Below are 575 nucleotides of genomic sequence, written 5' to 3' on the forward strand. Positions count from 1 at the left end.
GGACGTCGGTGAAATAACGCGGATCGACCTTCGGCTTGTCACGGAAGTCGCAGCTGCGCAACCGCACCGTGCCCCGGGACTTCGCATGCGTGACATTCGGAGTCAGGCAGAAGGTGTTCTCCCCGGTCGGATACCCCTGGCGCAGCGTATGCATATCAAAAGGCACCGAACCATAGTGGAACATCAGATCCGGACGGTCCAGCCCCTGCACCGTGGGGGTGAAGATCCCGATCTCCCACCACTGAGTCGATTCGCTGACCATGGGCTGCTTCGCTTCCCACTGGATCACCCCTTCGGGGTGGTCCTGCAGATGCTCGCCCACCCCCGGCGCGTCGAGGAGCACCTCGACGCCCACCGACTCCAGATGCTCGGCCGGCCCGATCCCCGAGAGCATCAGCAGCTTCGGCGAGTCGATCGCCCCGGCCGAGAGGATCACCTCGCGGGCCGCGTGCAGCGTGGTGGTGCGCCCGAACGCGCCGTCGACCACGTCCACCCCGGTGCAGCGCTTGCCCGCATCGAAGTTCAGCTTCCGCGCCTGCAGCCCGGTGAGCAGCGTGAAGTTCTCCCGCTCCATG

1 protein-coding gene is annotated in these 575 nt (G+C 65.9%); it reads right to left on the bottom strand.

The annotated features are described in order from the left end of the window. On the bottom strand, positions 1 to 575 hold a 575-nt coding region (locus ACT3TP_RS18760; protein WP_444621296.1), incomplete at both ends, for a GMC family oxidoreductase N-terminal domain-containing protein.

It is taken from the genome of Glutamicibacter sp. AOP38-B1-38 (assembly GCF_052377485.1).
Lineage (GTDB): Bacteria > Actinomycetota > Actinomycetes > Actinomycetales > Micrococcaceae > Glutamicibacter.